The sequence below is a fragment of the Brevibacterium sp. MGP-B1 genome, assembly GCF_057766545.1.
In genome coordinates, this window is sequence record NZ_CM173407.1 from 2,773,263 (window position 1) to 2,799,525 (window position 26,263).

General features: G+C 65.4%; 24 protein-coding genes. 4 read left to right on the forward strand and 20 right to left on the reverse strand.

What is annotated here, in order from left to right; all coding sequences use genetic code 11:
- Positions 1–28: 28 nt before the first annotated feature.
- From AC3CD9_RS12670 to AC3CD9_RS12680, 3 genes are read right to left on the reverse strand one after another with little or no spacing between them, the layout of a single operon-like run.
- On the reverse strand, positions 29–688 hold the full coding sequence (locus AC3CD9_RS12670) for a response regulator transcription factor (protein ID WP_488364197.1): 660 nt from the start codon (positions 686–688) through the stop codon (positions 29–31).
- The gene (locus AC3CD9_RS12675) at positions 685–2,184 is read right to left on the reverse strand and encodes a sensor histidine kinase (protein WP_488364198.1); all 1,500 of its coding nucleotides are present in this window, start codon (positions 2,182–2,184) and stop codon (positions 685–687) included. The genes AC3CD9_RS12670 and AC3CD9_RS12675 overlap by 4 nt, the downstream gene beginning before the upstream one ends.
- Positions 2,174–2,602: a hypothetical protein gene (locus AC3CD9_RS12680; protein WP_488364199.1), complete on the reverse strand. Its 429-nt coding sequence runs from the start codon at positions 2,600–2,602 to the stop codon at positions 2,174–2,176. Before AC3CD9_RS12680 ends, AC3CD9_RS12675 begins: the two co-directional genes overlap by 11 nt.
- A gap of 129 nt (positions 2,603–2,731) precedes the next feature.
- Here AC3CD9_RS12680 and AC3CD9_RS12685 point away from each other — a divergent pair, with 129 nt between their 5' ends.
- Complete coding sequence (locus AC3CD9_RS12685) at positions 2,732–3,583, forward strand: DedA family protein (protein WP_488364200.1); 852 nt, start codon at positions 2,732–2,734, stop codon at positions 3,581–3,583.
- Between the two features lie 51 nt (positions 3,584–3,634).
- Here the strand turns inward: AC3CD9_RS12685 and AC3CD9_RS12690 are convergent, their stop codons facing one another.
- From AC3CD9_RS12690 to AC3CD9_RS12700, 3 genes are read right to left on the reverse strand one after another with little or no spacing between them, the layout of a single operon-like run.
- Positions 3,635–4,495: a shikimate dehydrogenase gene (locus AC3CD9_RS12690; protein ID WP_488364201.1), complete on the reverse strand. Its 861-nt coding sequence runs from the start codon at positions 4,493–4,495 to the stop codon at positions 3,635–3,637.
- A complete protein-coding gene (aroQ, locus tag AC3CD9_RS12695; RefSeq protein ID WP_488364202.1) occupies positions 4,492–4,989 on the reverse strand; it encodes a type II 3-dehydroquinate dehydratase in 498 nt (165 codons plus the stop codon). The genes AC3CD9_RS12690 and aroQ overlap by 4 nt, the downstream gene beginning before the upstream one ends.
- Positions 4,990–4,991: 2 nt before the next feature.
- Positions 4,992–5,741, reverse strand: coding sequence for an IclR family transcriptional regulator (locus tag AC3CD9_RS12700; RefSeq protein WP_488364203.1), 750 nt, complete (start codon positions 5,739–5,741; stop codon positions 4,992–4,994).
- A 241-nt stretch (positions 5,742–5,982) separates the two neighbouring features.
- Between AC3CD9_RS12700 and AC3CD9_RS12705 the strand changes: the two genes are divergently transcribed.
- Positions 5,983–7,308 carry an MFS transporter gene (locus AC3CD9_RS12705; RefSeq protein WP_488364204.1) on the forward strand — a complete coding sequence of 442 codons (1,326 nt, stop codon included), beginning with the start codon at positions 5,983–5,985 and terminating at the stop codon, positions 7,306–7,308.
- Positions 7,305–9,206 carry a bifunctional sugar phosphate isomerase/epimerase/4-hydroxyphenylpyruvate dioxygenase family protein gene (locus tag AC3CD9_RS12710; RefSeq protein ID WP_488364205.1) on the forward strand — a complete coding sequence of 634 codons (1,902 nt, stop codon included), beginning with the start codon at positions 7,305–7,307 and terminating at the stop codon, positions 9,204–9,206. Before AC3CD9_RS12705 ends, AC3CD9_RS12710 begins: the two co-directional genes overlap by 4 nt.
- 24 nt (positions 9,207–9,230) lie before the next feature.
- Here AC3CD9_RS12710 and AC3CD9_RS12715 read toward each other — a convergent pair whose 3' ends face one another.
- The gene (locus AC3CD9_RS12715) at positions 9,231–10,028 is read right to left on the reverse strand and encodes a hypothetical protein (protein ID WP_488364206.1); all 798 of its coding nucleotides are present in this window, start codon (positions 10,026–10,028) and stop codon (positions 9,231–9,233) included.
- 269 nt (positions 10,029–10,297) lie between these two features.
- Here AC3CD9_RS12715 and AC3CD9_RS12720 point away from each other — a divergent pair, with 269 nt between their 5' ends.
- On the forward strand, positions 10,298–10,615 hold the full coding sequence (locus AC3CD9_RS12720) for a transcriptional regulator (RefSeq protein ID WP_092010600.1): 318 nt from the start codon (positions 10,298–10,300) through the stop codon (positions 10,613–10,615).
- A 223-nt stretch (positions 10,616–10,838) separates the two neighbouring features.
- Here the strand turns inward: AC3CD9_RS12720 and gap are convergent, their stop codons facing one another.
- The 13 genes from gap to AC3CD9_RS12785 all read right to left on the reverse strand — a co-directional run bounded on the left by gap (position 10,839) and on the right by AC3CD9_RS12785 (position 26,228).
- Complete coding sequence (gene gap, locus AC3CD9_RS12725) at positions 10,839–11,834, reverse strand: type I glyceraldehyde-3-phosphate dehydrogenase (protein WP_488364207.1); 996 nt, start codon at positions 11,832–11,834, stop codon at positions 10,839–10,841.
- Between the two features lie 242 nt (positions 11,835–12,076).
- Positions 12,077–13,168, reverse strand: coding sequence for a GlxA family transcriptional regulator (locus AC3CD9_RS12730; RefSeq protein ID WP_488364208.1), 1,092 nt, complete (start codon positions 13,166–13,168; stop codon positions 12,077–12,079).
- Positions 13,169–13,213: 45 nt separating this feature from the next.
- Entirely contained in the window at positions 13,214–13,582 is a 369-nt protein-coding gene (locus AC3CD9_RS12735; RefSeq protein WP_488364209.1) for a carboxymuconolactone decarboxylase family protein, read from the reverse strand.
- A 149-nt stretch (positions 13,583–13,731) separates the two neighbouring features.
- The gene (locus AC3CD9_RS12740) at positions 13,732–15,651 is read right to left on the reverse strand and encodes a serine hydrolase domain-containing protein (RefSeq protein WP_488364210.1); all 1,920 of its coding nucleotides are present in this window, start codon (positions 15,649–15,651) and stop codon (positions 13,732–13,734) included.
- A 301-nt stretch (positions 15,652–15,952) separates the two neighbouring features.
- A complete protein-coding gene (locus tag AC3CD9_RS12745) occupies positions 15,953–17,443 on the reverse strand; it encodes a YncE family protein (protein WP_488364211.1) in 1,491 nt (496 codons plus the stop codon).
- Positions 17,444–17,637: 194 nt separating this feature from the next.
- Positions 17,638–18,258, reverse strand: a complete 621-nt coding sequence (locus AC3CD9_RS12750) for a response regulator (RefSeq protein ID WP_488364213.1) — start codon at positions 18,256–18,258, stop codon at positions 17,638–17,640.
- Complete coding sequence (locus AC3CD9_RS12755) at positions 18,255–19,580, reverse strand: sensor histidine kinase (RefSeq protein ID WP_488364214.1); 1,326 nt, start codon at positions 19,578–19,580, stop codon at positions 18,255–18,257. Before AC3CD9_RS12755 ends, AC3CD9_RS12750 begins: the two co-directional genes overlap by 4 nt.
- Positions 19,581–19,706: 126 nt before the next feature.
- Positions 19,707–21,980, reverse strand: coding sequence for an MMPL family transporter (locus AC3CD9_RS12760; protein ID WP_488364215.1), 2,274 nt, complete (start codon positions 21,978–21,980; stop codon positions 19,707–19,709).
- Between the two features lie 138 nt (positions 21,981–22,118).
- Complete coding sequence (locus AC3CD9_RS12765) at positions 22,119–22,685, reverse strand: isochorismatase family protein (protein WP_488364216.1); 567 nt, start codon at positions 22,683–22,685, stop codon at positions 22,119–22,121.
- Positions 22,686–22,793: 108 nt separating this feature from the next.
- The gene (locus tag AC3CD9_RS12770; protein WP_488364217.1) at positions 22,794–23,684 is read right to left on the reverse strand and encodes a siderophore-interacting protein; all 891 of its coding nucleotides are present in this window, start codon (positions 23,682–23,684) and stop codon (positions 22,794–22,796) included.
- A 147-nt stretch (positions 23,685–23,831) separates the two neighbouring features.
- The gene (locus AC3CD9_RS12775) at positions 23,832–24,518 is read right to left on the reverse strand and encodes a GrpB family protein (RefSeq protein WP_488364218.1); all 687 of its coding nucleotides are present in this window, start codon (positions 24,516–24,518) and stop codon (positions 23,832–23,834) included.
- Between the two features lie 3 nt (positions 24,519–24,521).
- The gene (locus tag AC3CD9_RS12780; protein WP_139467985.1) at positions 24,522–25,010 is read right to left on the reverse strand and encodes a DoxX family protein; all 489 of its coding nucleotides are present in this window, start codon (positions 25,008–25,010) and stop codon (positions 24,522–24,524) included.
- Positions 25,011–25,079: 69 nt separating this feature from the next.
- Positions 25,080–26,228 (reverse strand): CPBP family intramembrane glutamic endopeptidase, encoded by a 1,149-nt coding sequence (locus tag AC3CD9_RS12785; protein WP_488364219.1) that lies wholly within the window; start codon positions 26,226–26,228, stop codon positions 25,080–25,082.
- Positions 26,229–26,263 lie beyond the last annotated feature (35 nt).

Consider the following 26,263-nt stretch of genomic DNA (forward strand, 5'->3'; position numbering starts at 1 on the left):
TAAGACGCGGATGAGAAAGATCTTAGGTTCAGTCCACGCGGTACCCGAAGCCGCGGACCGTAGTGACGAAATCGGAGCCGAGCTTCTTGCGCAGGTACCCGATATAGACGTCGACGACGTTCGAGCCGGGGTCGAAGTCGAATCCCCACACGTGAGAGAGCAGCTGTTCACGTGAGAGGACGTTGCCGCGATTGCGCAACAGGATCTCGGCCAAAGACAGTTCCCGAGCCGAGAGTTCGACGAGACGGTCTCTGACCCACACCTGCCTCTTGAGCAGATCGATGCGCACCTCATCGCGGATGAGCTCCGTGACCTCCTGCTCCTGCGGGCTCTCCTTGAGCCGCAGGCGAACGCGAGCCAGCAGCTCCGCGAACCGGAAGGGCTTGATCATATAGTCGACCGCCCCGGACTCGAGAGCGTAGATCGTGTCGTCCGGGTTGTCCCGGGCGGTGAGCACGAGCACCGGCAGTTCGGGCCGCCGCTCACGCAGCTGTCCGAGTACGGTGAAGCCGTCGAGGACGGGCAGACCGATGTCGAGGATGACGAGCGCGAAGTCTCCCGTCAATGCCAGATCTCGCCCGGTGAGGCCGTCGGCGGCGGTCTGAGGACTGAACCCGGCGGCGGTCAGGCCCTTCGAGATGAAGGCGGAGATCCGCGCCTCGTCCTCGATCACGAGAATGCTCTTCACTTCTGTCCTTTCGGCAGGATCATGCGGAACTGTGCACCGATGGTGGTCCGGTCGAGCACGACCGTGCCTCCGTGCGCCTCGGCGATGGCGGAGATGATCGACAGTCCCAACCCGAACCCGGCCCCGTCGGTCGACCCGCGGCAGAAACGGTCGAAGATATCCTCGGCGATCTCGTCGGGCACCCCCTTGCCTTGGTCGCGGACCCAGATGTGCACGGATTCGGCGTCGTCCCGGGCACCGAAGACGATCTTCTGACCGTCCTCGGTGTGTTCGACGGCATTGGACGCCAGCTGCAGAAGCGCCTGCGTCAGGCGCTGTCGATCCCCGCGGAAGCTCAGCGATTCGGGCACCTCGAGGCCCCATTCCCGGTGGCCCAGTCCTTTGGCCTTCGCCAGGGAATCGGACACGACCCCGCTGAGGTCCACCTCCGCGAAACGCACGAAATCAGGGCGTCGGGCACGAGCCAGCAGGAGGAGCTCTTCGACGAGGCGGCCCATCCGATCCGTCTCGTCGAGGAGCATCGCCCGAGTCTCCTCGACGTCTCCGACGTCCTCGGCGTTCATCGTCTCGAGGTGACCGCCGAGGATGGTCAGTGGAGTGCGCAGCTCGTGCCCGACGTCGTCGAGGAAGCGCCGCTGAGCTTCGAAAGCCGCCTCGAGGCGATCGAGCATCTCGTTGAAGGTGTGCCCGAGTTCGGCGATGTCGTCATGGCCCTTCGTCTCCAGACGACTGCTGAGATCACCGCCGGAGATCGACTGCGCGGTCTGCCTCAGCTCGGTCACCGGTGACAGCAGCCGGCGCGCCAGAAGTGAGGAGAGTCCGGCGATGAGCAGAGTGGCGGCGAGCGCGACGACGACATAGATCTGCATGATCTGCACGAGGTCGGCATGGCTGGCCGAGACGTTGTGGACGACGACGAAGGCTCCCGCCCCGTTCGTCGCGGCCGCTCCGCCCGCCACCTCGCCGACGCCCTTCGTCCGGGACGTCGAATCGGTGGGCGCGGTCTGGGTGTCCGTGGCCGTGCCCGCTCCCGCCTCGGTGCCGGCGATGGACAGGACGAAGCCTTCGTATTCGACGTCACCGACGGTCAGGCGGATCTCCCCGCCTTTCTCGGCCGCCCCGGCGACGGCCTTCTCGAAGTCGCTCGAACTGCCGAGGAGGTCCTTCGGTTCACCCTGATAGAGCACGCGGCCGTCGGTGAGGAACGCGAACAGCACCTCGTCCTCGTCCGGCCTGTTCTGGGCGAGGAAATTGCTGAGGATCTCATCGACGGAGGCGAATGGTCTGCCGGTCTGCGGATCGATCCCGTTCTCGGAGAACGTCCGCATCTCGTCGACCTCTTGGGACATCGAGGCGGTGGTCCGGCTGGAGACGTTGTTCGACTCCACGGTGTAGAGGATGAGGCCGACGATGGAGAGCGTGAGCACGGACAGCGCGGCGACGGTGATGGTCAGCCGGTTCTGAACGGTCAGCCCGACGCGCCGTTCAGTCGTCATCGTCGTCCCCGTCATCGTCCTCGTCGCCGTCGTCGTCCCGGTCATCATCATCGTCGCCGTCGTCGTCCCCGTCATCATCGTCGTCGGGGACTTCGCGAGGCGGGTTGGGCACCGGTTCGTAGGAGTGCTCGATCTCCTCAGGTTCTCGCGAATCCTCGCCTCCGGAGCCCGCGGCACCTGAGTCCTCGGCAGCGGAGGCGCCGGCACCGGAGGCGCCAGTCGAGTCTTCGTCGGCAGAGCTGTCGGCGTCTGCATCCGACGTCTTGGACGTCTCCGTCGGTTCGGGAGTGACTTCCACCGGGCTGAGATCCGGCGGGTCCGTTTGGGTGGTGTTGCGCACGATGAGCACGGTCAGCAGTGCGAGCATGACGACGAGACCGGCCACAATCCAGCCGATGATCTTCGATCGTCCACCCATACCGTCCACATTGCCCAAGGCCTGCGGCAAAGTCGAGCCGGAGGCGATGAGAGTCTTCTTAGGTGGAGTGTTCGGGCGCCTGTGATACCGTAAGCGCCGACCGCCACGACGACCCGCAGGAGCCCACCGATGAGCGACGATCGCGCGGACCGCGACCAGGCTGAGCCCGTATCCGCAGACCCCTCATCGACGACGCCCGAGTCCACCGAGCCGGACGATGGTTCCGCGCAGGCAGACGGTTCCGCAACCACTGAGCCGGATGCCACCTCCGAGTCCGAGGCCAAGGAGAATCCGTGGGCGGCGATCAAACCCTGGCAGGGCAAGGCGGCCGGCCTCGACAAGCTGCTGCTGTTCATCATCATCGGCGTCCCGCTCATCTACCTCGGCCTCATGCCGCTGCGACCGTGGATGCTCGTCAATGTCCCGGTCGTCCAGGAATTCATCAACGGCGCGAAGACCTCGATCGTCGCTGCCGCCGCCTATGCCCGGGTCGGTGAGATCCCGCTGTGGCTGGTCATCGTCGCCGGCTTCGTCGGCATGGCCAAACTCGATTGGGCGTTCTGGCTGGCCGGGCGCCGGTGGGGCGACGGTGTGCTGCGGCTCTTCGCGCAGAACGAACGCCAGCTCAAACGCATCAACCAGCTGAAGAAGATCCCGAACTGGGCGCTGTTCCTCATGACGCTGATCTCGCGCTGCCCGGGAATCCCGGGCACCCTCGTCTACCTCGTCGCCGGGTGGACGCGGATGCGGTTGTCGCTGTTCCTCGTTGCCGACCTCCTCGGCTGCCTCATCTTCACGCTCATCTGGACATTCCTGGGCTATCAGCTCGGTGAGGCCGCCGTCGACATCCTCAAGGTCATCGACAAGTACGCCCTGTGGCTGACCCTGGCCCTGATCGTCGGCATCTTCGCCATCAGCTTCTTCAAGGAGTACCGCAAGCAGAAGAAGGCCGAAGCTGCAGGCGGCACCTCCGAGAACTGACCGTTTGCACCCGACCGAAAGCCGCTTCGGATCCCAGTCAGGGGCCTCGGATCAGGAACCGAAGGACAGGAAGGTCTCGCGCATGCGCTGCGGGTCGGCCTTCTGTCCGCTGAAGAGTTCGAACGCGTCGATGGCCTGATTGACCGCCATCCCCGATCCGTCGAGCGTGCGACACCCCTTGGCCCTGGCTTCCGCGAGCAGCTGCGTCTCGAGTGGGAAGTACACGACGTCGGCCACCCAGGTCTCCGACCCGAACACCGAGGTGTCGACAGGGGTACCCGGATACGCCTTCATCCCCACCGGGGTGGCGTTGACGATCCCCTGTGCCGAGGCGGCCGCCCCTTCCAGCTCATCGAGCCCGATCGCTCGCGCCCGGGTTCCGACCGATGACGTTTCGACGATGTCCGCGGCAAGTCCTTCGGCACGCTGCACATCGGTGTCAGCGATGATGAGGTCGCCGATCCCGAGTTCGGCGAGGGCGAACCCGACCGCACGCCCGGCACCGCCCGCACCGATCTGCACGACCTCCTCGGTGGCCGCACCGTCCAGTCCGGCACGGAATCCGGCGGCGAAACCGGTGACATCGGTGTTGTATCCCGTCGTCCGTCCGGCGCTGTCGATGACGACGGTGTTGACCGAATTGATGCGCGCGGCCACGGGATCGACCTCATCGAGGAGGCCGATGACCTGCTGCTTGAACGGGTGGGTGATGTTGAGCCCGTCGAAGCCGAGGCGGATCGCTGCGGTGAGCAGCTCCGTCAGTGTCGCCTCGGCGAGGCGGGGGCTGCTGATGTCGATGGTGCGGTAGATCGTGGGGATGGAATGTGCGGCACCTTCGTTCTCGTGCATCCGCGGGGTGCGGGAGGCGGAGATGCCGTCGCCGATGAGGCCGAGGAGGAGGGATGAGGTCATAGTCTCGCTTTCGCGTTCGTGAGGTAGTCGATGAGGATCTCGACCGCGTGGACGTAGCCTCTTGCACCGGCTCCGGCGATGACGGCTGCGGCCACGGGTGAGAGGTAGGAGTGGTGGCGCACGGCTTCCCGCGCATGCGGGTTGCTCAGATGCACCTCGATGATCGGGTGGTCATAGGATTTCAGCGCATCGTGCAGGGCCAGGGAGGTGTGCGTGTACGCTCCGGCGTTGATGATCGCACCGACCGTGGAGCGCCGGGCCGCATGGACGGCATCGATGAGCCCACCCTCATGGTTGCTCTGGATGCAGCGAACGCTCAGCCCCGCCTCGGCGGCGGTGTCGGCACACATGGCCTCGATATCGGCCAGCGTGGTGCGGCCGTAGATCTCCGGTTCGCGTTCCCCGAGGAGGTTGAGGTTGGGTCCGTTGAGGACGAGGATTTCGGGCCGGGGAGTCATTGGGTCAGGTGCAGCTTCGGCAGTGGTTGCGGGCATGGTCACCTCGGGAATCGGGCTGCGATGGAGGCCGCGGTCTCGGTCAGCTGGGGGACGAGCGCGACCAGTTCGTCGAGACTGCGGCGGAAGACCGGCGCGGCTAGCGCCAGTGAGGCCAGCAGACGGCCGTCGAGGTCGAATACGGGCACAGCCAGGGCGTTCATGCCGATGTCGTTCTCTTCGGACTGTCCCGCCCAGCCGTCGGCGCGTATCTGTTCGAGGCGTGTGTGCATCTGCGCCGGATCGGTGATCGAGTTCGGGGTGCGAGCGACGAGGTCGAGCGCGTCGACCGTGGCATCGACATGCGGATCATGGGCGAGCAGAGCCTGACCGATCGCCGAGGTATGCAGCGGAGATTCGTCTCCGGGGTCGGTAGTCGTGCGGAACTGCGGACCGTCGACGGTGAGCACGGTCAGTGCGGCATTGCCGCGGCGGATGGCGAGGATGCTCGATTCGCCGGTGGACTTCGTCAGTTCCTGCAGCAGATCCTTCGTCGCTCCGGACAGTCCCTGCCGGTGCGCGACCTTCTGCGCGAGGCGGAAGACCTCCATCCCGAGAGTGTAGATCTTCGTGCGCGCATCGAAGCTGGCATACCCGGATTCGACGAGCCCGCCGAGAAGGCGGTAAGCGGTCGAGAAGGGGTAGCCGGTCGTCTCGGCGGCCTGGGCGGCGCTGATCCCCTCGGGTGATTCGCCGAGGAGTTCGAGCATCTCGAAGGTCTTCGTCACCGAGTTCGAGCCCTTGGGCGGCATGCTTCGCCTCCTTGCGTTGCTGTGGCAGTTCGGTGGTGCTGGGGCAGTATGTGCGGGTGGTTCGTGAGTCCGGAAAGCAGAATTCGTGCGTTCCACGTTGACAGGCTATGTCATCTCAATCACACTGTAAACCACAATGTAACAATTATTGCCACACTATGGCAATGCAGTGTCGGTCCGATGAACGCGCGACAGCGCCGAGGCCGTTGATAAGTCCTGAGAGTGAGAAATGCGAGGAAGCATGAGCAACGCGATCGAGGAAGCTCGCCCCACGAAGAAGACACCGCTGCGCGCGGCCCTGTCGAGTTGGACGGGTTCGGCCCTGGAGTACTACGACTTCGCGGTCTACGGGACCGCGGCAGCGCTGGTGCTCAACACTCTTTTCTTCCCCGAGACCACCGCACCGGGGATCGCCATTCTGCTGGCGATGGGTACGGTCGGGGTCGCCTATGTCGTGCGTCCGCTGGGTGCGCTCATCATGGGACCGCTCGGTGACCGCTTCGGTCGCAAGTTCGTCCTCATGCTCACTCTGTTCATGATGGGCGTGTCGACGTTCGTCGTCGGCTGCCTGCCGACCTATGACCAGGTCGGAATGCTCGCTCCGATCCTGCTCGTGCTCTGCCGCATCATCCAGGGCCTGTCGGCTTCGGGTGAACAGGCGAGCGCAATCTCAGTCTCCCTCGAACATTCGGACGAGGAGAAACGGTCGTGGACGACGAGCTGGACCTTGCACGGCACTCAGGCCGGCACCCTGCTGGCCACAGCCGTGTTCATTCCATTCACTGCCTTCCTGCCTGACGAAGCACTCTTCAGCTGGGGTTGGCGTGTACCGTTCTGGCTGTCGGCACTCGTCGTGCTCACAGCCTGGCTCATCCGTCGCGGGCTCGAGGAGCCGCCGGCATTCAAGGAGTCGCGGGTTGAGAACCCACCGCTCATGCAGGTCTTCCGGTGGCACAAGGCCGCGGTCGTCCGCGTGGCCGTGTGCGCCATGGTCAACACCGTGAATATGGTCTTCACCGTCTGGTCGCTGTCGTTCGCCACGTCGATCGTCGGCCTCGAGCGTTCGACCATGCTGCTCGTCTCGGTCATCGCCAACGGTGTCGCCCTCTTCGCGATCCCGGCGGCCGCACTGCTCTCCGACCGATTCGGCCGGAAGCCGGTCTTCATCACCGGTGCCGTCGGCTCGGGTCTGATGATGTTCCCGTACCTGGGTGCGGTCTCGGCCGGGAACTGGCCGCTCATCTTCGTCTTCGGCGCCATCATGTCCGGCTGTGCGTACTCGCTGGCCAATTCCATCTGGCCCTCGTTCTACGCCGAGATGTTCCCGACGACGGCACGAGTGACAGGTCTGGCACTGGGCACACAGGTCGGATTCGCGGTCTCCGGCGGTCTGGCTCCGGTCCTCGCTTCCGCTGTCGCCGGCGCCGGAGGAGAGAATTGGGTCTCGGTCGCCGCGTTCACCGCGGGCGTCTGCATCGTCGTCGGCCTGGTCGCCATGACGGCGAAGGAGACGAAGGGACTGAGCCTGGAAGAGATCGATGTCGTCCATGAGGAAAGGTCACGATGAGAACTTCGATTGCCACGGTGTGCCTGTCGGGCACGCTCGAGGAGAAGCTGCAGGCTGCCGCAACGGCAGGATTCGACGGGGTCGAGATCTTCGAACAGGATCTCATCGTCTCGCCCAACTCGCCCGAGAAGATTGCCGAACTGGCCGCAGAGCTCGGACTGAGTCTTGACCTCTATCAGCCCTTCCGCGATTTCGAAGGAGTCGAGGAGGAGCAGTTCGCCGCCAATCTGGCCCGGGCCGAGGCCAAGTTCCAGCTGATGAAGCGAATGGGCATGACCACGATCCTGCTGTGCTCGAACGTCGCCACCGCAACCGTCGATGATGATGAAGTCGTCATCGATCAGCTGCGCCGCCTCGGCGATCTGGCTGAGAGATACGGCATCAATGTCGCCTATGAGGCACTGGCATGGGGTGGGTTCGTCTCCGAATACGATCGCGCCTGGGACCTCGTCAAGGCCGCCGACCATCCGCGAATCGGCACCTGCCTCGACAGCTTCCACATCCTCTCGCGCGGCACGGACCTCTCGCGCCTTGCCGAGATTCCGGGTGAGAAGATCTTCTTCCTCCAGCTCGCCGACGCCCCGGATCTGTCGATGGACGTGCTCAGCTGGTCCCGCCACCACCGAGTCTTCCCTGGCGAAGGCTCATGGGACCTCACTGACTTCCTCGCTCGCGTCGCCGGGACCGGTTATTCCGGACCGGTGTCGCTCGAAGTCTTCAACGACTCCTTTCGGCAGGCCGACACTCAGCGCACAGCCGTCGACGGCCTGCGTTCCCTGCGGTGGCTCGAGGCGGCGACCGCGGATCAGGTGTCTGAGGACAATGACCCGGGTTCGGCCAGCGGCACTCCTGCAGCCGCCGGTGCGGGACGAGTGCGTCTCGACCTGCAGCGACTGCCCGAGGTCGCCGAACCTCGCGGCGTCGACTACGTCGAGCTCGGCACCGACGACCTCGGGGCGCTGACCCGGCAGATCCACCAGCTCGGATTCCGCTTCGTCGGATTCCACCGCACGAAGCCGCACGTCCAGCTGTGGCGTCGCGGACAGGCACGCATCGTCGTCACCGAATCCGCTGGTGTCGACCCCGTGGAATCCGAGCCCTCTGGCGCACCCACCGGATCGGGAACCCATCTGCACGGCATCGGCTTCGCCGTGGCCGATGCCGACGCCGCGATCAATCGGGCGATTCTGCTCCAGGCGACCGAGGTCCCCCGCGACCAGGCCCATGACGAGGAGATCCTGCGCGGCGTCTTCGCTCCCGACGGGTCCGAGGTATTCTTCGGCAACGGAACCGGCATCGACCCCACGTGGACCGAGGAGTTCGGAAACGTCCCCGACGATCGCCGCTCGGCCATCGACCACGTCAACCTCGCACAGCCGGCCCACCACTATGACGAAGCGGTGCTCTTCTACACCTCTCTTCTCGCGCTCCACGCTCAGGTCTCGAACGATGTGCCCAGCCCCTCGGGTCTCGTCCGGTCGCAGGTGATGGCAAGCTCCGACGGGGCGATCCGCATGCCGCTCAACCTCGCGCCGCGTTCTGCCGAAACTTCGACGACCGGTGGCTACCCCGAGCACGTCGCTCTCGCCTGCGATGACATCTTCACGGCCGCAGAGACCGCGGTCTCACGAGGGTTGGACTTCCTGCCTGTTCCCGAGAACTACTACGAGGATCTCGAGGCTCGTTTCGATCTCGCCCCCGATCTGCTCGAACGGCTGCGGGCGAACAACATCCTCTACGACCGCGACGGCAGCGGCGAGTTCCTCCATTTCTACACCTCGACGATCGGATCGGTGTTCTTCGAGATGGTCGAACGCCGCAATGACTACCAGGGATACGGCGCCCCGAACGCGCCGGTGCGGCTGGCCGCACAGCACCGGCGCAACGTGGGTCGCTGAGCCGAGCGCACTGCTCGACTCGGTTCAGAAGGGCCTGCCCGCCACCGGTTCCGGGCTGAACTCCCAGACCGAACTGGACGTCTCAGGACCCTCGATCGGACCGTCAGCCGGCAGAAGGTCCTCGTCCTTGAGCAGTGAGAGGATACGGCCGTGCGAAGCCTGCCAGACGATCCTTCGGACGGCTGACACCCCGGTGTCGAGCACGCGGGCGACTGCGTGGATCTCATCGTGCACGTAGTCGACGGTGAGATCGGCTTCGGGGTCGGCCACCTCGGCGAGGTATCCGACCACCTTGTCGTCGACCTCGAACTGAGGGCACCCGGCGAGCATCAGCAGGTGGAGCCACGTGATGCCCGAGCTCTGGCTGGGCAGAGCTCGCCAGGCCTTCGAGACGTCGTTGGAGAACGCATCGTTGCCGACTCCCTCGCCAACCGCTTCAAGCAGATCACCGACATCATCGATCCCATAGTCGGCCATGACTCGGGTGGCGTCGTCGACGACCTCGGCCTTGAGCACCGCCCCCGGGCGGGTGCTGGCCGGTTTGAGGTTGCACGCCTCGAACTCAGCCCACGGACGTGCCCCACCTGCGGCGGCGATCGAGTAGCGCAGCGACTTCGCTCCATGGGCTTCTCCGTGCTGGGCGATGTACCGGGCGACGACTTTATCCACCGCCGTCGGGTGGGAGCCCGTCGAATAGATTGCGTCGAGGATGCACAGCGCGAGGCTCGCCGGGTAGCTCGGTGTCATCGTCTGGCCGAAGTCGCCGAGGAACTCTCCGCACCTCTGCGCCAAACGAGCGACGCTGTTGGTCGTGATCATCATTGTTCTGACCTTCCGTCGTGCGCCGCACCCTGCGACGCGTCACCTCCGACTCCGATGTCGGATGCGTGGACAGAACATTAGACCGCGGCACTGACATGACTTGCTCGGGAATGAATAGAACACCATTGGTCCGCAGTTTCACCTGCTTCTACGCACTGCACCAGGCTGAGATGTGCGCAGCGATCCCAATCCGCCGCCGGCGGCGAATCAGGTCAAGAGGCCGGTCGCCCGTCCTTGGCAGCCATCATGGCCTCTGGCAAGGTGGAGCCATGAGCACAGAAGAGATCATCATCGACGGCCCCCTGGCGCGCGCAACGCGGATCCTCTGCCAGGTCTCGGCCAAGCACGTGGCAGACAAAGCTGAGATCGACAAGTCCGAACTCAAGGACTACGAAAAGGGGACAGCGGACCTGACCGCCGAGCAGGAGCGTCGACTCATCCTCGCCCTCGAACAGTACGGCGCGCGGTTCATTCCCGACGGCAAGGAAGGCGGCTACGGCATCCGCCTGAAGTTCAGCCGCGCAAAGGTCCGCGCCATCGAACGCTGGGAAGACGAAGGCGGCACCCCCGGCGCCGACGACGTCTGAGCGCCGCGCGCAGACGCAGGGCCTCCTCGGTGAGGCGAAGCCCTGCCAGGGAGTCCCCTTGTGACTTCCGGGAATTCCGTTGCGACGACTGTGGCCTCGAATCCGCGCGGAGCGGATTCGAGGCCACAGGTGCATCCGTCGGCGCCGAGCAACCACCTCGGCGACGTTCGAAGTCACCGGCGGATATCGCCGATGAAGATCAGGCGAGTATCAGCGGAGAACGTCAGTTCTTGCCGATGAACTCGAGGTTGTCGACGACACGATTGGAGAAGCCCCACTCGTTGTCATACCAGGCAACGACCTTGACGTGGTTGCCGACGACGCGGGTGAGCGCGGAGTCGAAGATCGACGAAGCGGGCTGACCGACGATATCGGAGGAGACGACGGGCTCGGTCTCATAGTCGAGGATGCCCTTGAGCTCGCCCTCGGCGGCCTTCTTGTAGGCGTCGAGCACCTCGTCGCGGGTGACCTCGCGGGACACGGTCGTGTTGATCTCGACGATCGATCCGACCGGGACGGGCACGCGGATGGCATCGCCGGACAGCTTACCGTCGAGCTGCGGGAGGACGAGGCCGATGGCCTTGGCCGCACCTGTCGAGGTGGGGATCATGTTCTCGGCGGCGGCGCGGGCACGACGGGGGTCCTTGTGCGGGCCGTCCTGGACCATCTGGTCACCGGTGTAGGCGTGGACGGTGGTCATGAAGCCCTGCTCGATTCCGGCGAGGTCGTCGAGGACCTTGGCCAGCGGGGCCAGGGCGTTCGTGGTGCAGGAGGCGTTGGAGATAACGGTGTGCTCGGGCTTGTACGCCTCGTTGTTCACTCCGTAGGCGAGGGTGACGTCGGCACCCTTCGAGGGAGCGGAGACGAGGACCTTCTTCGCGCCGGCGGTGATGTGGGCGCTGGCCTTTTCGGCCTTGGTGAAGCGGCCGGTCGATTCGAGCGCGATGTCGATGTCGAGCTCACCCCAGGGCAGTTTGGCCGGATCCTTCTCGGCGAAGACCTTGATGGCCTTGCCGTCGATCACGATCTCATCATCCGTGGCCTCGACGTCATGGTTGAAGCGCCCGAGGGTGGTGTCGAACTTCAGCAGCCGAGCGAGATCGTCCACGGGGCCCAGGTCGTTGATGGCCACGACCTCGAGCTCGCTGCCGCGCTCGATCAGCGCGCGCAGGGTGCTGCGTCCGATGCGACCGAAACCATTGATGGCGATGCGAGTCAATGTCACTCCTTGTAGATGTTGAACACGGGATTCGTCTTGATATCTCCATCATGGGCGATCTCCACAAACGCCAACAGTGGCCAGCCAGACAATCTACGCAAGGTTCTCGCCAGTCGTATTGCCAAAGGTCGAAAGTTTCTGGCCACCATTGTCTTCGTGTGATCTGGGCCCCTGAAATGTGCCGAAAAATGCCTTAGCTCGGCCCGGAAGTGTCAGATCCTCGCCCTGGCGAGCGCCCGCTTTCAGCCCTGGAAGGAGTGACGGTAGTCGTTCGGGGAGGTCGAGAGGATGCGCTGAAAATGCATCCGCAGATTCGCACCCGTTCCGAGTCCCACCTGGTCAGCGATCTGTTCGATGCCCAGGTCGGAGTTCTCCAAGAGTTCCCGGGCGACATCGACTCGAGCTCTGAGCACCCACTGCATGGGCGTGTAGCCGGTGTCTTCGACGAAGCGGCGGGAGAAGGTGCGCACGGAGACTCCGGCATTGGCGGCGAGATCCCGCAGGGTGATCTTCTCCCCGATGTGCTGAAGCGCCCATTCGCGGGTGTCGGCGAAGTCGTCGCCGAGCGGGTCAGGCACGCTGCGCGGCACGTACTGCGCCTGGCCGGCGCTGCGATAGGCGGCGGCAACGAGTCGCCGGGCGACCTGGTTGGACAGTCCGACGCCGTGATCGCTGCGGATGAGGTGAAGGCACAGATCGATCGCCGAGGCGGCTCCGGCGGAGGTCAGCAGCTGCCCTTCGTCGATGAAGAGGACGTTTTCGTCGACCTTGATCGAGGGGAACCGTCGGGCGAGCTCCTTCGCCGTCGACCAGTGCGTGGTGGCGCGCCGCCCGACGAGGAGTCCCGTGCGCGCGAGGACGAAGGTGCCGGTGGAGATCGCAGCGATCCGCGCGCCGCGTTCGAATGCCGAGAGGAGCGCCCCGATGACCGAGGCCGGAGGTTCTTCTGCCACCGCCGAGGTGGCACCCGGCAGGATGATCGTGTCCGCGGTCTCCAGGGCGTGAAGTCCCTGGTCGACGGAATAGTCGAGCCCGTCCGAACCGGTCACCTTTCCTGCGGTGATGCCGCAGACTTCGACTTCATAGGGCCAGTTGCCTGCGGGCACGATCGTCGGCCGTCCGCCGGTAACGGCGGAAGCCGCCTCACCGCTCGGATTCGGCTGGGAGCGTGGGGCCGCCTCGGTGCGGTCTGTGGCTGCGTTCGACTCCCGGCCGAAGACCTGGACGGGGACGCCGAGATCCATGGCAGACACCCCGTCCAGTGCCAGCACGAGGATGCGGTGCGGGCGGGAACGGGGTGTTCTGCGCGGAAGGGTGCGGGGCTCGTCACTCATGATCGCCTTTCAGTCTAGGCAATCGGGACTCGCCCCGGGGCGAACTCAGTGCTCGTGGACCCCGGTGAGCTTGAAACCCAGACGACCGTGGGCATAGGCTCCACCGGCACGCAGCGCCGAGGCGGTCCAGGCGGTCTCAGCCAGTTCGGTCTCCGTGGCGCCGGCCTTGACGGCGGCATTCGAATGCGCATCGATGCAGTAGGCACACTGGGTGGTCAAGCCGACGGCGTAGGCGATCAGCTCACGGTACTTCAGCGGGATCTCACGACCTTCGGAGGCGAAGACGGCGTTGTTGAACTCGCCGAAGGCCTTGAGGATGTCGGGAGTGGTTTCCTTGTAGGCCCTGTCGTACTTGCCGTCGGTCTCGCGGTCGAAGAAGTCGGTCATGGTCATATCTCCTGTGATCGGTGTCATTCCGATCCTCACGCTACCGATCTCGCTCTTCGACCGCACGGGTTTCGTCTAAACATGACGTCCACTGTTCCCTGCGGGTGGATCCGCCTCGATATTCCGCGCTGTTTCGAGGTGGATCCGCTCGCAGGCGACACGCGAACCGCTGGACCTCAGTAGAGAGTGTTCTGGCCGATGAGTGGGGCAGGCTGCGCTCCCGGCAGAGGCGGTTCCTCAGTTGCGGCTGAGGCAGGCGGGGCCTCACGAGGTGCAACCGCGGCTTCATTCAGCGGAGGCACGGGCGCTGCAGATGCAAGGTCTGCAGCTGCTGGGGCTGCCGGAGTCGGGTCCGCGGGAGCCGGCGCTACGGGGGCATCTTCCGCCGCGGCGGGCAAGGTCTGCGCAGGGACCGATTCGACGGATTCCGCAGCCGCCTGCACCGCTTCGGCTGGTGACGCAGCCACCGGAATCGACTCCGCAGCCAGCGCCTCGGCGCTCTCCGCCTCGGGGCTGCCGATACTCGGGTCGGCGGGAGCAGCTGCGCTCGGCACTGCAGACGCGGGGCCAGGTACGGCGTTCCGGGGAGCCGCCTCGGTGGGGGCAGGACCTGCAGGCGTCTGACCAGCGGTCGGGACCGCCTCGGCGATGGCCTCGAACATGGCCAGGGTGCCGTGCTGGGCCGCGAGGCTCACCGGTTCCGGGTCGCTCGAGAGCTTGACGCCGACGGTCTGAGTGGCGCGGTCGATGTAGAGCATCTGACCGTGGATGCCGATGCCGATGACGACGTTGCGGTCGGCCGAGGGCATCCAGAACTGGCTGCGGTACATTCCGCCCGGGTAGGAGCGTCCGGACGGGGACGCGGCGAAGACCTCAGCGGAGTCCTCGGCACCGGTGAAGATGTCGTCGACCCATTCCGCCGAGAGCACGCGTTCGCCGTTGTCAGTGGTGCCGCCTCGGGCGATCATCTCGCCGAAGCGGGCGAGGTCGCGCAGGGTGGCACTGATGGCGCCGTCGGCGATCGATCCGCCCCACCGGTCCTGGCAGACCTGGGCGGCGTGGGCGGCGCCGATCCGCGACCACACGTATTCGCTGGCGACGATCGAGAACGGCTGGCCGGTGACCGTCTCGGCGATCCAGGCGAGCACGTCGGTTTCGCAACTGCGGTAGACGAAGGCAGAGCCGTGTTCGCGGTCGCTGGTCAGCCCGGTGAGGAAGTTCTTGATCCCCTTCGCCGAGGCGGCCGATCGGGGCGCGAAATCGACCGCTTCGAACAGGGCTCGGATCTCGGAGCCATCCTCGAGGTATTCCTCGGAGAACTTGATGCCCGAGCGCATGTCGAGCAGATCGCGGATGGTGGCTCCCGCGTATCCGCTCTCAGCCAGTGCGGGCACATGCGTGGTGACGAGGTCGGTGGGGCGCAGCAGTCCGGCGTCGGCGAGCGCACCGATAACGGTGGCGACGATGGACTTGCTCACGGAGAAGAGCATGTGCTGGCGGGCGGGCTTCATCGGCCAGGCGTATTCCTCGGCCAGCGCCACTCCGTTGCGTGTGACGAGCCAGGCGTCGGTGTGGGTGTTGGCCAGCACGTCGCCGACGGTGGTCCAGTCCTCGTCGGCGGCCGGCCATTTCTCGCGGTCGATCGTCAAGGACCGGAAGTCGTTGTCTTCGGTGACGTATTCGCGCACCGGCCCGATGCCGCGCGGGATGCCGCCGGTCGGGAAGATCTCCTGCATTCGGGTGAGCGCGAAGGCGAAGAACTCGGGCCATTTCCAGGTGTCGAGGTCGATGCTCTCGAGCACCGCTTCCGATGGGTCGACGATGGCGTCTTCACTGGCAGAGGTGAGTTCCCCGACGTGCGGCAGGGTGATGTCCAACGCCGAGGCGTCGACATCATCGACTCCGGACTGAGCGGTTACAGGGTCTTTGGAGACCGGGGGCCGCTGGGAGTCCGCGTCCGCGGATTGGCCGGGAGCTGCCTCGGTGGCGGTGTGCGTGGAGGTGCTGATGCCCTTGGTATTGCCGGACAGTGCACCGATGCGGCGGTTCGGCGGGGTCACCGGGCGGGGCGGAAACGTCTCGTCTTCGCCTGCCATGTCACCTCCGCTGTCTCGACCTGGACTGCGCTGCGCATGCGCGCGGCCGTCCCGATGTGCAGGGAACAGACTACCGGTAGGAGGTGAAACTCCGTAGTCGAAGCGGGCCGATTCGGGCGGTGCCGCGTTCTCCGTCCCGATCGTCTGCGCCTCTCACCTGGAGCGACGGTAAGGGTGATTACCAATCAGTTATTCACCTGACAGTCGGACAGGGCGTCGGTGGGGCCGGTTCGGGTCCTGGTCCAGCCGACATGGTCAGTCCGACCGGCTGGCTACCCGACCGAGCCGTCGCCCCGACTCTTCATCTGTCAACGACGGCCCACATCGTGCTCGTGTCCTCGTTCGTCGCGATGGCGAATCTCCCGCTCGAAGTCAGTTCGGCGTAGTCCCCGGCCGGATGGTCGCTGACAGGCTTGCCGGTCTTCGCATTGAAAAACGTCGTCTTCTTGTTGTCAGTGACGACGATCAACCCGAGGTCCGGCAACACACCCTGGCCGCCCCAACTTCCTGTTTCGCCCTCCTCACGCAGTTTGGTCCCGCTGGTCGTCCACACTGGTTTGCCGTTCGCAGCATCCAATGCAGCGATCCCACTTTCGGCTGCGGGAACGACGACGAGCGTTTGATCTCCGTGGTCGACGGGCTCCCACTGTGGACCGCCAAGACCGCCGATCCTGGCGACCGCGGCCTCCGGGGCGTCGGCATACCAACCGTCGACGGCCCCGTCGGACCCTTGGTATTTCACCGCTGACGCGAACAGCTGAGTTTGCAGGCACGCCGGCTTGCCGCCTGCGGTGAAGTGCAGTTCGGCGCTGCACACGTCATCGAAGCTGTCTTTCATGCTCACATCGACAGAATGCCCGGTGGCTGCCAATGTCGCCGAATCGGACGGCTTCAGGTCCGTGGGGACACTCAGTTTGGCCGCCCGGGTGACTGTCGAGCTCATCGGATCGTCGCCGTCCATCGACCCGTACACGTACGTCAGACTGCTGGGATCGGCGGTCGGAAGCACGGTGAAGTAATCGACTCCGGTGTCATCGATCTCGCGCGCCTCGGTGATGGGGATTGACGTGTGCGAGCCGTCCTTGAAATTCACTCGTGTGACCATCGACTCGGCCCCGTCCATCCACGACATGATCCCGGATTTGCGGTCGGGTGCCAGTTCGAGAAGGCGACCGCCGAAGGTCTCGCCGTCTTCGCCGACCGACAGTGCCGGCCACGCTTCCTTCCCTGTGTCCGGGTCGAGGGCGTAGAGGACTGTGTTCCCGTCGGCCGAGGGCTTGCAGTTCTCCTCGGCGTCCATCCAAATGTTCTCGATCAGAATGTGGTCCCCCTCGCCGAGGCGGCTGTTCCCACTCGTCGACTGTGACCCGAATGATTGGGCTGGGCGACAAGAACCGGCGGTGCTGGGGAGGTCGAAGGACCAGACTTCCTGCCCGTCGGCCCATGAGTAGGCGGTCGTCGCACCCGAGTAGTCGTGAACGATGACGTTCTCACCCGCAGAATAGGCTTCGGTGCCGCCGCCGTCGTCTTCATTGCCGTTGGAGTCGATGCTCCACTTCTCGTCGCCTTTGGCATCGACGACTCGCAGCTTCTGGCTCATCCAGTCACCGACGAGCGCCAGATCCGAGCCGTTGTCGGTGATCACTGAGGCGTAATAGTCGAGTTCGACGGGTTCAGCCAGGGTCGGGGTAGTCGTCGGCGACGGTGTTCCCTCCGGCTGGCCCGCGTCGTTGCTGCACCCGCTCAGGGTGACCAAGCCAGCTGCCACGACCGCCGCCCACATCCGCTTCATGACGCGTTTCTCCTGCTCATACCCCGATTCATAGCTTGATCATATGCGGCGGCAATCGTATTGGCACTTCGGGTGTGGTGAGCATAGAACCGCGCACTCGCCGAAAAACGGGCTGCGTGTCGAGAAACGGGGGTGCACATGCGTTTCTCGACGCTCAGCCCGTTTTTCGGCGGAGACTGCGAGAAGCGCGGCCTCTACACCAGCCCTTGGTCCTCGGCGACGCGGATGGCGCGGGCCCGCGAGTCCACCCCGAGCTTCGTGAACACGTTGACGAGGTGGCTCTTCACCGTCGCCTCGGTGACGAAGAGCTCCTGGGCGATCTGCGCGTTCGATGCCCCCGTGGCCAAGAGTCTGACGACGTCGCGTTCGCGCCGGGTGAGCTTCGGACTCGGGTTGCGCATCGCGGCGAAGACCTTCGACGAGATCTCCGGAGGCATATAGGTTTCACCCTTCGCCGCTTTCTCGATCGCCGTTGAGATGTCTCCCGGATCGATGTCCTTGAGCAGGTACCCCGAGGCCCCGGCGTTGATCGCGGCGATGATCTCGGAGTCGAGGTCGAAGGTGGTGAGGATGAGCACCGCCGGCGGGTTCGGCCGTGCCCGCAGTCGCTTCGTCACCTCGATGCCGTCGATCCCCTCCCCCAGCCGCAGGTCGCAGAGGACGACGTCGGGGTCGAGTTCGTCGACGACGGCGAGCGCTTCCTCGCCGCTGCCGGCCTCACCGATCACGGCGATGTGGTCCGGTGCGTCGATGACGGACTTCAAACCCGCCCGCACGACCGGGTGATCGTCGACGAGGATGACTCGGATGCTCATGCGTTCTCTCCTGTGTCGGTGCGCGTTTCTTCATCAGCGGTGCCGAGACCCTCACCCCGGGTGTGCAGCTGGGATTGGCTGGGCAGAGTCGCGGAGATCGCGAAGCCAGAACCCTGACTCGATTCGATGACGAGTTCACCGCCGAGTTCGCGCATCCTGGAGCCGATGAAGTCGAGACCGAATCCCGAATCGGGGTTCCGCTGCCGATTGTGCGGATCGGCCATGCCCACCCCGTCGTCGACGATGTCCATTCTGATTGCCCCGTCATGGTCCATAAGGCTGACCATCACGCGCGTGGCCTGGGAGTGTTGGCGGACGTTGGCGAGCGCCGACTGCGCGGTCCGCAGCAGCGCGACCTCCACCTCGGCGGACAGGGTCGGCAGGGTCTCGTCGACGTCGAGGCGGCCCCTGATGGCACTGTCCTCCTCGAGGCGGGCGAGCAGCCGACGGATGGCAGCGGTCAGTGCGCCGTCCTCAAGTTCGGCTGGGGCGAGCGCAGCGATGATGCGGCGGACGTCGCGGGAACTCTGCGCGGCGAGATCCTCGACCTGGGCGAGGACCTGACCAGCGTGATCATCGGTGGTGCGCTCCGCCTCGGCGTGGGCGATGAGGCGGATCGACGAGATCGACTGTGCGATCGTGTCGTGGATGTCGCGAGAGACGCGGGTGCGTTCCTGAATCTCGCCGGCATGCCGCTGGGTGAGCGCGAGCTCGTCCTGCAGATCGAGCAGATTCTGGTGGGCAAGCTCGAGGGAGCGAAGCAGTTCCTCACGGCGGCGCCCCTCGCGCAGGAGTTCGATATAACCGCGGGACAGCCCGAGAGCGAACACGGCACCGATGAGGGAGCCGATGATGCTCGGGGTCGGCACCTGCCCGTAGTGCGCGAGCGGGGCGACGATGGTCGCGATGTAGGTGAGTGCGGTGAAGACGACCGCGATTCGCAGGGAGAAAAGGTGACCGGCGAGCAGCCACAGGAGGAAGGCGACCCAGATGAACTCGGCGGAGACGAGCAGGGTGCACAGCCAGGCGGCGGCGAGGACGATGAGCCACCATTTCGCCAACACCAGTGCGCCGGAACGAGCGGCGCGGACGGCGCCGAGGGCGTACCAAGCGAGGAAGACGACACTCACAGCTACGGCGGCGAGCATCGGTGCACCGGCAGAGACCGAGCGGAAGCAGGAGATGAGTATGAGGACGAGCGCGATGGCGTGCTGACCGAACTCCATCGTGCGTTCCGTCCATTTGCGTGCGCCCACGCTGCCACCTTCCTGCAGATCGGCCTCAGCGGCCAGGCGGCCGAAGCGGTGATCCAGTGCTGTCATGATCTCCCTGCCAACTCAATCACATCCGGAACCCCGGTGGTATGACATCTGCACCGTCCGGTGCGGAAACCGAGTGGGCCCGGGCGACGATCTGCGTCGTCGCCCGAGCCCACCCAGCGTGACGGCTCAGTGCCTGCCGTGGTGAATCCCGGAACCGGAGTCCGCGAATTCCTTCTCGGCGAGCAGATGGGTGGAGTGTTCGTCACCGTCAGCCGCACCGGATGCCGCACGCTCGTGGAAGTGCGTGATCGCCTTGTTGGGCCACCACATCCTGTCGCCGACGAGTCCGAAGATCGAGGGCACGATGATGGTGCGGACGATGATCGTGTCGACGAGTACGCCGACTCCGACGATGAGGCCGAGCTGGCCGAGCACCATGAGCGGCAGCATGCCCAGTGCCGCGAACACTCCGGCCAGGACGATGCCGGCGCTCGTGATGACGCCGCCGGTGTGGGCGACGGCCTCGACCATGCCCTGGCGTCCGCCGTGGAGGACGGACTCCTTCTTCGCACGGTGGGCGAGGAAGATCGAGTAGTCGATGCCGAGTGCCACGAGGAAGAGGAACGCGAGGATCGGCACCTGTGCATCGAGGGCGGACTGACCGAAGATCGTCCGTGACAGGAACGCACCGAGCCCGATCGCCGCCGCGGAGGAGACCACGTTGACCAGCAGCAGGGTGAACGCCGCGATGGGTGCGCGGAGGATGCCGAGCAGGATGATGAAGCTGATCGCCAAGACCATCGGAACAATGGTCATGAAGTCCGTCTGGTTGCCGTCACGGGCGTCGAGCTCCGTGGCCGCGGCACCACCGACCTGAGCGTCGGCTCCGTCGATGGCGTGGACGTCGCCGCGGATGTCCTCAACGAGGTCGAGTCCCTTCGTGCTGTCGGGTGCATACTCGCCGGTGACCATGATCTTCGTGACCGAGGTGCCGTCGATGTTCGTGTCCTCGATCGCCGAGGCGCGGACGACGCCGTTCATATCGTTGACCGATTCGGCGACCTCATCGGCATGGTCGGTATCGGCGACGATCCAGATCGGCTGGGATTCCCCGGGCGGGAAATGGTCGGCGAGGACGTCGAGTCCCTGCGCCGATTCGGACTGGACCCGGAACTTCTCGGTCTGATCGAGACCGATCGAGGATCCGATGAACCCGGTGGCCATGACACCGAGGATGACGATCCCGGCACCGAGGTGGAGTCCCGGTCTGCGGACCACGCGGGTGGCGATGATCCGCCAGATCGAGGGCTTGGCCGCACCCGCACGTGCGGTCGCACCCTCAGGTGCGGTGGCACGGCCGACGGTGGCCGCCTCGGCGGGGGTGAGCTCTTCGTCGGCGGTGTCTTCGACCTTCGGGATGAAGGGCCAGAACATCTTCTTGCCGCAGATCGCGAGTACGGGCGGCAGCGCGAAGAGGACGGCGGCTGCGGAGATGAGCAGGCCGACGGCCGCGGTGATGCCCAGGCCGCGGGTGCCGGGGATGATCGCGAAGACGAGGCTGAGCAGGGACAGCACGACGGTGAGGTTCGAGGCGAGGATCGTCGTGGCGGTGTGCGTCCAGGCTTCGGCGAGCGCGCGGCGGTGGTCGGTGAATCGGCGCAGATCCTCACGGTAGCGGGAGATGAACAGCAGCGCGTAGTTCGCTCCGGCGCCGAAGACGAGGACGCTGATGATGCCCGCGTCGAACTGCAGATCGAGCCAGTCGCCGACGGCCGCGGTCACGGTCGAGGCGAGTCCGTCGGCGGTGCCGATGACGATGAGCGGCAGCAGCCACAGGATCGGTGAGCGGTAGGTGATGATGAGCAGGAGGGCGACGATGACGATGGTGACGATCAGCAGCGTGAAGTCCGCGCCGTTGAATGCCGAGGCGATGTCGGCGCCGATCGCGGGACCGCCCGTGACCAGCAGGGACATGCCATCATCAGTGAGTCCGGTGGCTGTCGGGTCGTCGGCGATGGCGGTGCGCAGGCCGTCGACGGTCTCGGCGGTGTCGGAGTTCGTCAGGCCGACCGTGATGGGCACCATGAGCAGCGCGGCCTGCTTGTCGTCGCTGAGGATCGGTCCGGTGACGGTCTCGGTGGATTCGTCGCCGACGGAGTCGCCCAGCGAGGAGCCGAGCTTCTTCAGCTCGGCCTGGTCGTCGGCGGACAGTTCGGATCCGTCCTCGTTCGAGGCCACGACCATGACGGACTGCTTGTCCGCCTCGGGGAATTTGTCGAGGATTGTCTGTGCTTGAGTCGATTCGGAATCGGCCGGCGCGGTTTCGTTGGCCCGGTCTTCCCCTGCCCCGGACAGGAGTCCGAAGAGCAGAGCGACGAGGACGACGATCCCGCCGAGGACGAGCCACGAACCGCGCTTCGATGTCAGCGTATGTGCGGTTTTCGCCAGTGGTGAGTTCATGACTCCAGTCCATCAATCTACGGAGTCACACACATCGCCTGTGAGTTCGGATTCGATCTGCAACTTTCGATGGAGAAAACGCGCTGACCTGGGGCGATAGTCTTTTTGAGGGTAGAGGTTCCGCGGAGAGTCGGCGACTCAGGCGAGTATGGCCCCCGCTTTCTCGACCTCCGCGAGGGCGGCCCTGCTCGACTCGTCTCCGACGCCCGCGACGAGGTCGGTGAGCACGCGAACGCTCAATCCCGCGCTCAGCGCGTCGAGTGCGGAGGCGCGTACGCAGTGGTCGGTGGCGATGCCGACGACGTCCACCTCGGTGATGGTGAGATCGCCAAGAAGCTCGCCGAGGCGGCTCCCCGTGTCCGTGATCCCCTGGAAAGCCGAATAGTCGGGTTTGCCTTGGCCCTTGCGGACCTCGTGGGTGATGGCCGCGGTGTCGAGGAGAGGGTCGAAGGCCGCACCGACGGTGTCTGCGACGCAGTGGACGGGCCAGGAATCGACGAAGTCCGGGGAGTCACTGAAGTGGCCGCCGTTGTCATTGTCGGCATCGTGCCAGTCGCGGGAAGCGATGATCGCGTCGTAGTCTCCGACATGGGCGGAGAGGTGAGCGGTGATGCCTTCGGCGACGGCGTCACCGCCGGTCACTCCGAGCGCGCCGCCTTCGGTGAAGTCATTCTGGACATCGACGATGAGGAGTGCCTTGGCCATACCTCGAGCATAGGCGTCTCTGCGCGGAATTCCAGGGGTGTGGCGAATGGGGACGGAAATCCAGTGCTGTGGCGGGTCGGAGGGTCGAGCGATTCGTGTCGGCGCGGCTCAGCCGGTGGGTTTGTCGGCGAACCAGTAGAACTGGGAGAACTGCTGCGAACGCCCCAGCCCCAGATCGCCCTTGGCGAAGCGGCGGACCTCTTTGACCATGTTCCTCTCCCCCGCCGCCCAGACGTACAGTCCGGCGGTATCGAGGTCGAGTCCGCGCAGGCGATCGGCCACGGATCGATCCGTGCGATGCTGCGGGGCCGCCTCGGCGCTCACACCCTGACTCGCCCAATGCCACGTCGCGTTGGGGTGCTCGGACTGCGGGAGCCCTGTCACCTCGGCCGGGTCGGCGGTGATCGCCACGGTGATGGCAATGTCGGCGGGGACGGCTTCGCAGCAGGAATTGATGGCCGGGAGCGCGGTGAGGTCCCCCGCGAGGAGGAGGTGGGAGGTGTCGTCGGGCAGGTCGAGGCGCGCAGGGGTGAGGGCGGCTTCGATGGTGTCACCTGGACGGACATGCGCCGCCCAGCGGGCCGCGGGACCGATGTCGGACGTGGATTCCGCCTCAATCGGGCTTACCGAGGCTGCCGGGCCCGCCTGGCCCGCAGAAACTGCCGGGTCCGCCGGAATTGCCTGGTTTGCCGGGCCGCCCGAATCGGCTTCCCCGAGGTCACCGTGGAGGACGAAGTCGAGGCTGAAAGTCCCGGCCTCAAGATCGATGGCCGAGAATGTGTAGCCGCGCTGACTCAGGTGGCCTTCGCCCTTCTCCGGGTGCGGGAACCACAGCCGGGTCCACAGAGTCGGGAAGACCTCATCGAGTTGGGCCAGCAGTTCGGCACCGGAGAAGTGAATCCGACGGTAGGTCGGGGTGAAGTCCGTGACCCCGGTGACGACCACTTCGTGATTCGTGATGCGCATCAGCCGCATCACGCCGCGTTGCCAGTTGACCATTCGCTCCACCCCTCGTTCGCAAGTCTTTACTTAGCCTACCCTAAGCAAACGGCGACGGGGGTGTGAGTCAACGGATCAGACGCTTCGAGACGGGAGTGTATGTGGAGTGGATCAGATCCATCGGAACTGGTGCATCAGTGGAGTGGGTCAGACCCAGCCTCGGGCTTCGAAGATGCGGTGGTAGATCTCGCGGACGACTACCTGCTTGCGGGCGTTGTAGCCCATGACCGTCTCCCCGACCGCGTTCGATTCCGCGGCCGATGTCCGCTTCACCGACTCGTAGGCCTCGCGCTCGACCGCATGCTCCCGCAGCCGATCTCGGAAGAGCCGCATCCGTGCCACTTCCGCGCACCGGGGTCCGAAGACGTGGAGATTGCACCCAGGCTGCCCAGGTTCCGGGTCGAGTCGTTTGAACATCCGATGCTCGTACCACGAGGGTTCGCGGAGGGTGAGATCGAATCCCGCTTCGGCGAGCGCGGGGGCATAGTCGTCTTCGGCCGTGGGGTCGGCGACGACGAGGGCGATGTCGATGATCGGTTTCGCAGGCAATCCCGGCACCGAGGTGGACCCGACGTGGTCGATGCTGACGAACGCACCGCTCGGGCTCAGTGCCCGACGGATCCGGTGGGCCGCCTCGGCGAAATGATCGGTCCAGGCGGGGTCGTGGTCGACGATGGCGATCACGGACGGCGGCGTGGTCGGTCGCGTCCAGAGCTCGGGATCTTTGACGTCATTGAAGGTGATGATGTCAGCGACCGCGGCTGACATCGGATCGGCGGACACACCGCCCGCGGCCTCCTGCGCGGAGGCATCACCGGCGGACGGCTGTGTCATGCCTCAGGCCTGTTTGAGGGCGTGCTTTTCGGCCTTCTTCGCGGCCTTCTTGGCAGCCTTGGCGGCCGCTTTGTCGATGGCCTTCTGGTTCTCACCGGCGCCGATGAGGAGCAGCAGTCCGCCGAGCGCGGCGAGGTTCTTCGAGAACTGGGTCTGGTGAGCCTTCGCCTCTCCGCCTTCCATCTCCCAGAAGGAGTGTCCGGCGAGCGTGGTCGGGATGAGGGACCCGGCGAGTGCGAGTGCCGAGAGGCGCGGCTTGATGCCCAGCAGAAGGGTGGTGCCGGCGAGGATCTGGACGCCGCCGTTGATGCGCACGAGCAGCTCGTTGTCGTCGGGCAGCCCGGGCACGTATTCGCGGATGGCGTCCAGGGTCGACTCGGCCATCGCTGCCTTGCCTGCCGGATCAGTGACGGCCGAGTATCCGCCGCTGATGAAGATCGGTGCGGTGAACACGCGTCCGGCGGTCTGCAGCAGCGAAGGTCCGAAGGTCATATGAGGCTCCTGTGGGTTTGGGATTCCGGTTGATCGGGTTTTGAGCCTAGCCGACGCCGGGGCCGAGCCTCAAGATTCGGGGCCGGCCTTCGCTTTGATGCCCAGTTCCGGTTGCTTGCGGAACTGGCCGGTGAAGACGAGGACGGCAATGACGATCGCTGAGACGATCCAGCCTGCGACTCCGAGGAACGCGACAAGCGCCGGATCCGGAGTCGGCGCACCTGCATCGACGAACAGGCCCAACAACATGGCCCCGCAGCCGTTGAGTGCGGCATGGGCGAACACGGCCGGCCATACGGATCCGGTGCGCAGGCGCAGCCAGCCGAAGAGGATGCCGACCATGATGCAGCCGCCGACCATGAAACCCACACCGGCGATGTCGGGGCGGCCGAAGTTGTAGCCGAGCAGGATGAGCGGTGAGTGCCACAGGCCCCACACGACGCCGATGATGAGCAGTGCGGGCCAGGTGCCCAGGGGACGCAGACTGGTGAGCAGCCATCCGCGCCAGCCGAATTCCTCGCCGATCGTGACACCGACATTGGCCACCGAGCTGACGAACATGAGCAGCAGGTAGATGGCGATGGCGGCGGCAGTCGGCAATGAGTCCGTGCCGGGAATCGTCTCCAACTGTGCCTTGAACCCGGACAGCCCGTCGAGATCGAGGGCGAGCCATCCGAAGGCCGCGCTGACCAGGTAGCCGAGGACGACGAGCACCATGATCCCGAAGAAGGCGGCGGTGGTCATCCCGATGACTCGGCCGAAGCTGCGCAGCGGCCAGAAGCCGAAGTAGCGCGGAGCACTGGCCAGGACCTCTCCCCTGGCACGGGCGCGGCGGCGCTGGACGATGGAGGCGATGATGCTCGCGATGAGCGGAGTGAACATCATGGCGCTGCCGCAGGCCAGAAGCAGAACGGGATCGCCGATCCCCTCCGCGGAGAACCACAGCGGCAGGCAGGCAATCCAAGCGAGCCCGAATGCGGTGACGGCGAAGATTCCGATCTCGAGCCACGGGACCCGAGCGGGCACGACCGCGAGCGGCCGTCCTTTCGCGTCGACATCCTCGGCGGGGGTGTGCGATCCATCCATCGCCGAGGCGGTCGGACCGGACATGGAATCCGTCGTTCCGGGCGGGTGGGGTTGGATGGCGGGCTGAGGTGATGGCTCGGCCGGGCCGGTCGCCTCGGCGAATCCGGATTGACTGTGCGTCTGCGTGTTCACGGTTCCTCCTCGTTCCTGCACTGTGCCCACCGGTT

Coding starts and splice junctions, on each gene's coding strand:
- AC3CD9_RS12720 (WP_092010600.1), top strand. CDS start 10,298: ATGAGCACAGAAGAGATCATCATCGACGGCCCCCTGGCGCGCGCAACG.
- AC3CD9_RS12755 (WP_488364214.1), bottom strand. CDS start 19,580: ATGACAGCACTGGATCACCGCTTCGGCCGCCTGGCCGCTGAGGCCGAT.
- AC3CD9_RS12745 (WP_488364211.1), bottom strand. CDS start 17,443: ATGAAGCGGATGTGGGCGGCGGTCGTGGCAGCTGGCTTGGTCACCCTG.
- AC3CD9_RS12685 (WP_488364200.1), top strand. CDS start 2,732: ATGAGCGACGATCGCGCGGACCGCGACCAGGCTGAGCCCGTATCCGCA.
- AC3CD9_RS12735 (WP_488364209.1), bottom strand. CDS start 13,582: ATGACACCGATCACAGGAGATATGACCATGACCGACTTCTTCGACCGC.
- aroQ (WP_488364202.1), bottom strand. CDS start 4,989: ATGCCCGCAACCACTGCCGAAGCTGCACCTGACCCAATGACTCCCCGG.
- AC3CD9_RS12765 (WP_488364216.1), bottom strand. CDS start 22,685: ATGGCCAAGGCACTCCTCATCGTCGATGTCCAGAATGACTTCACCGAA.
- AC3CD9_RS12740 (WP_488364210.1), bottom strand. CDS start 15,651: ATGGCAGGCGAAGACGAGACGTTTCCGCCCCGCCCGGTGACCCCGCCG.
- AC3CD9_RS12710 (WP_488364205.1), top strand. CDS start 7,305: ATGAGAACTTCGATTGCCACGGTGTGCCTGTCGGGCACGCTCGAGGAG.
- AC3CD9_RS12705 (WP_488364204.1), top strand. CDS start 5,983: ATGAGCAACGCGATCGAGGAAGCTCGCCCCACGAAGAAGACACCGCTG.
- AC3CD9_RS12690 (WP_488364201.1), bottom strand. CDS start 4,495: ATGACCTCATCCCTCCTCCTCGGCCTCATCGGCGACGGCATCTCCGCC.
- AC3CD9_RS12675 (WP_488364198.1), bottom strand. CDS start 2,184: ATGACGACTGAACGGCGCGTCGGGCTGACCGTTCAGAACCGGCTGACC.
- AC3CD9_RS12730 (WP_488364208.1), bottom strand. CDS start 13,168: ATGAGTGACGAGCCCCGCACCCTTCCGCGCAGAACACCCCGTTCCCGC.
- AC3CD9_RS12780 (WP_139467985.1), bottom strand. CDS start 25,010: ATGACCTTCGGACCTTCGCTGCTGCAGACCGCCGGACGCGTGTTCACC.
- AC3CD9_RS12680 (WP_488364199.1), bottom strand. CDS start 2,602: ATGGGTGGACGATCGAAGATCATCGGCTGGATTGTGGCCGGTCTCGTC.
- AC3CD9_RS12775 (WP_488364218.1), bottom strand. CDS start 24,518: ATGACACAGCCGTCCGCCGGTGATGCCTCCGCGCAGGAGGCCGCGGGC.
- AC3CD9_RS12715 (WP_488364206.1), bottom strand. CDS start 10,028: ATGATGATCACGACCAACAGCGTCGCTCGTTTGGCGCAGAGGTGCGGA.
- AC3CD9_RS12750 (WP_488364213.1), bottom strand. CDS start 18,258: ATGAGCATCCGAGTCATCCTCGTCGACGATCACCCGGTCGTGCGGGCG.
- AC3CD9_RS12700 (WP_488364203.1), bottom strand. CDS start 5,741: ATGCCGCCCAAGGGCTCGAACTCGGTGACGAAGACCTTCGAGATGCTC.
- AC3CD9_RS12770 (WP_488364217.1), bottom strand. CDS start 23,684: ATGGTCAACTGGCAACGCGGCGTGATGCGGCTGATGCGCATCACGAAT.
- AC3CD9_RS12760 (WP_488364215.1), bottom strand. CDS start 21,980: ATGAACTCACCACTGGCGAAAACCGCACATACGCTGACATCGAAGCGC.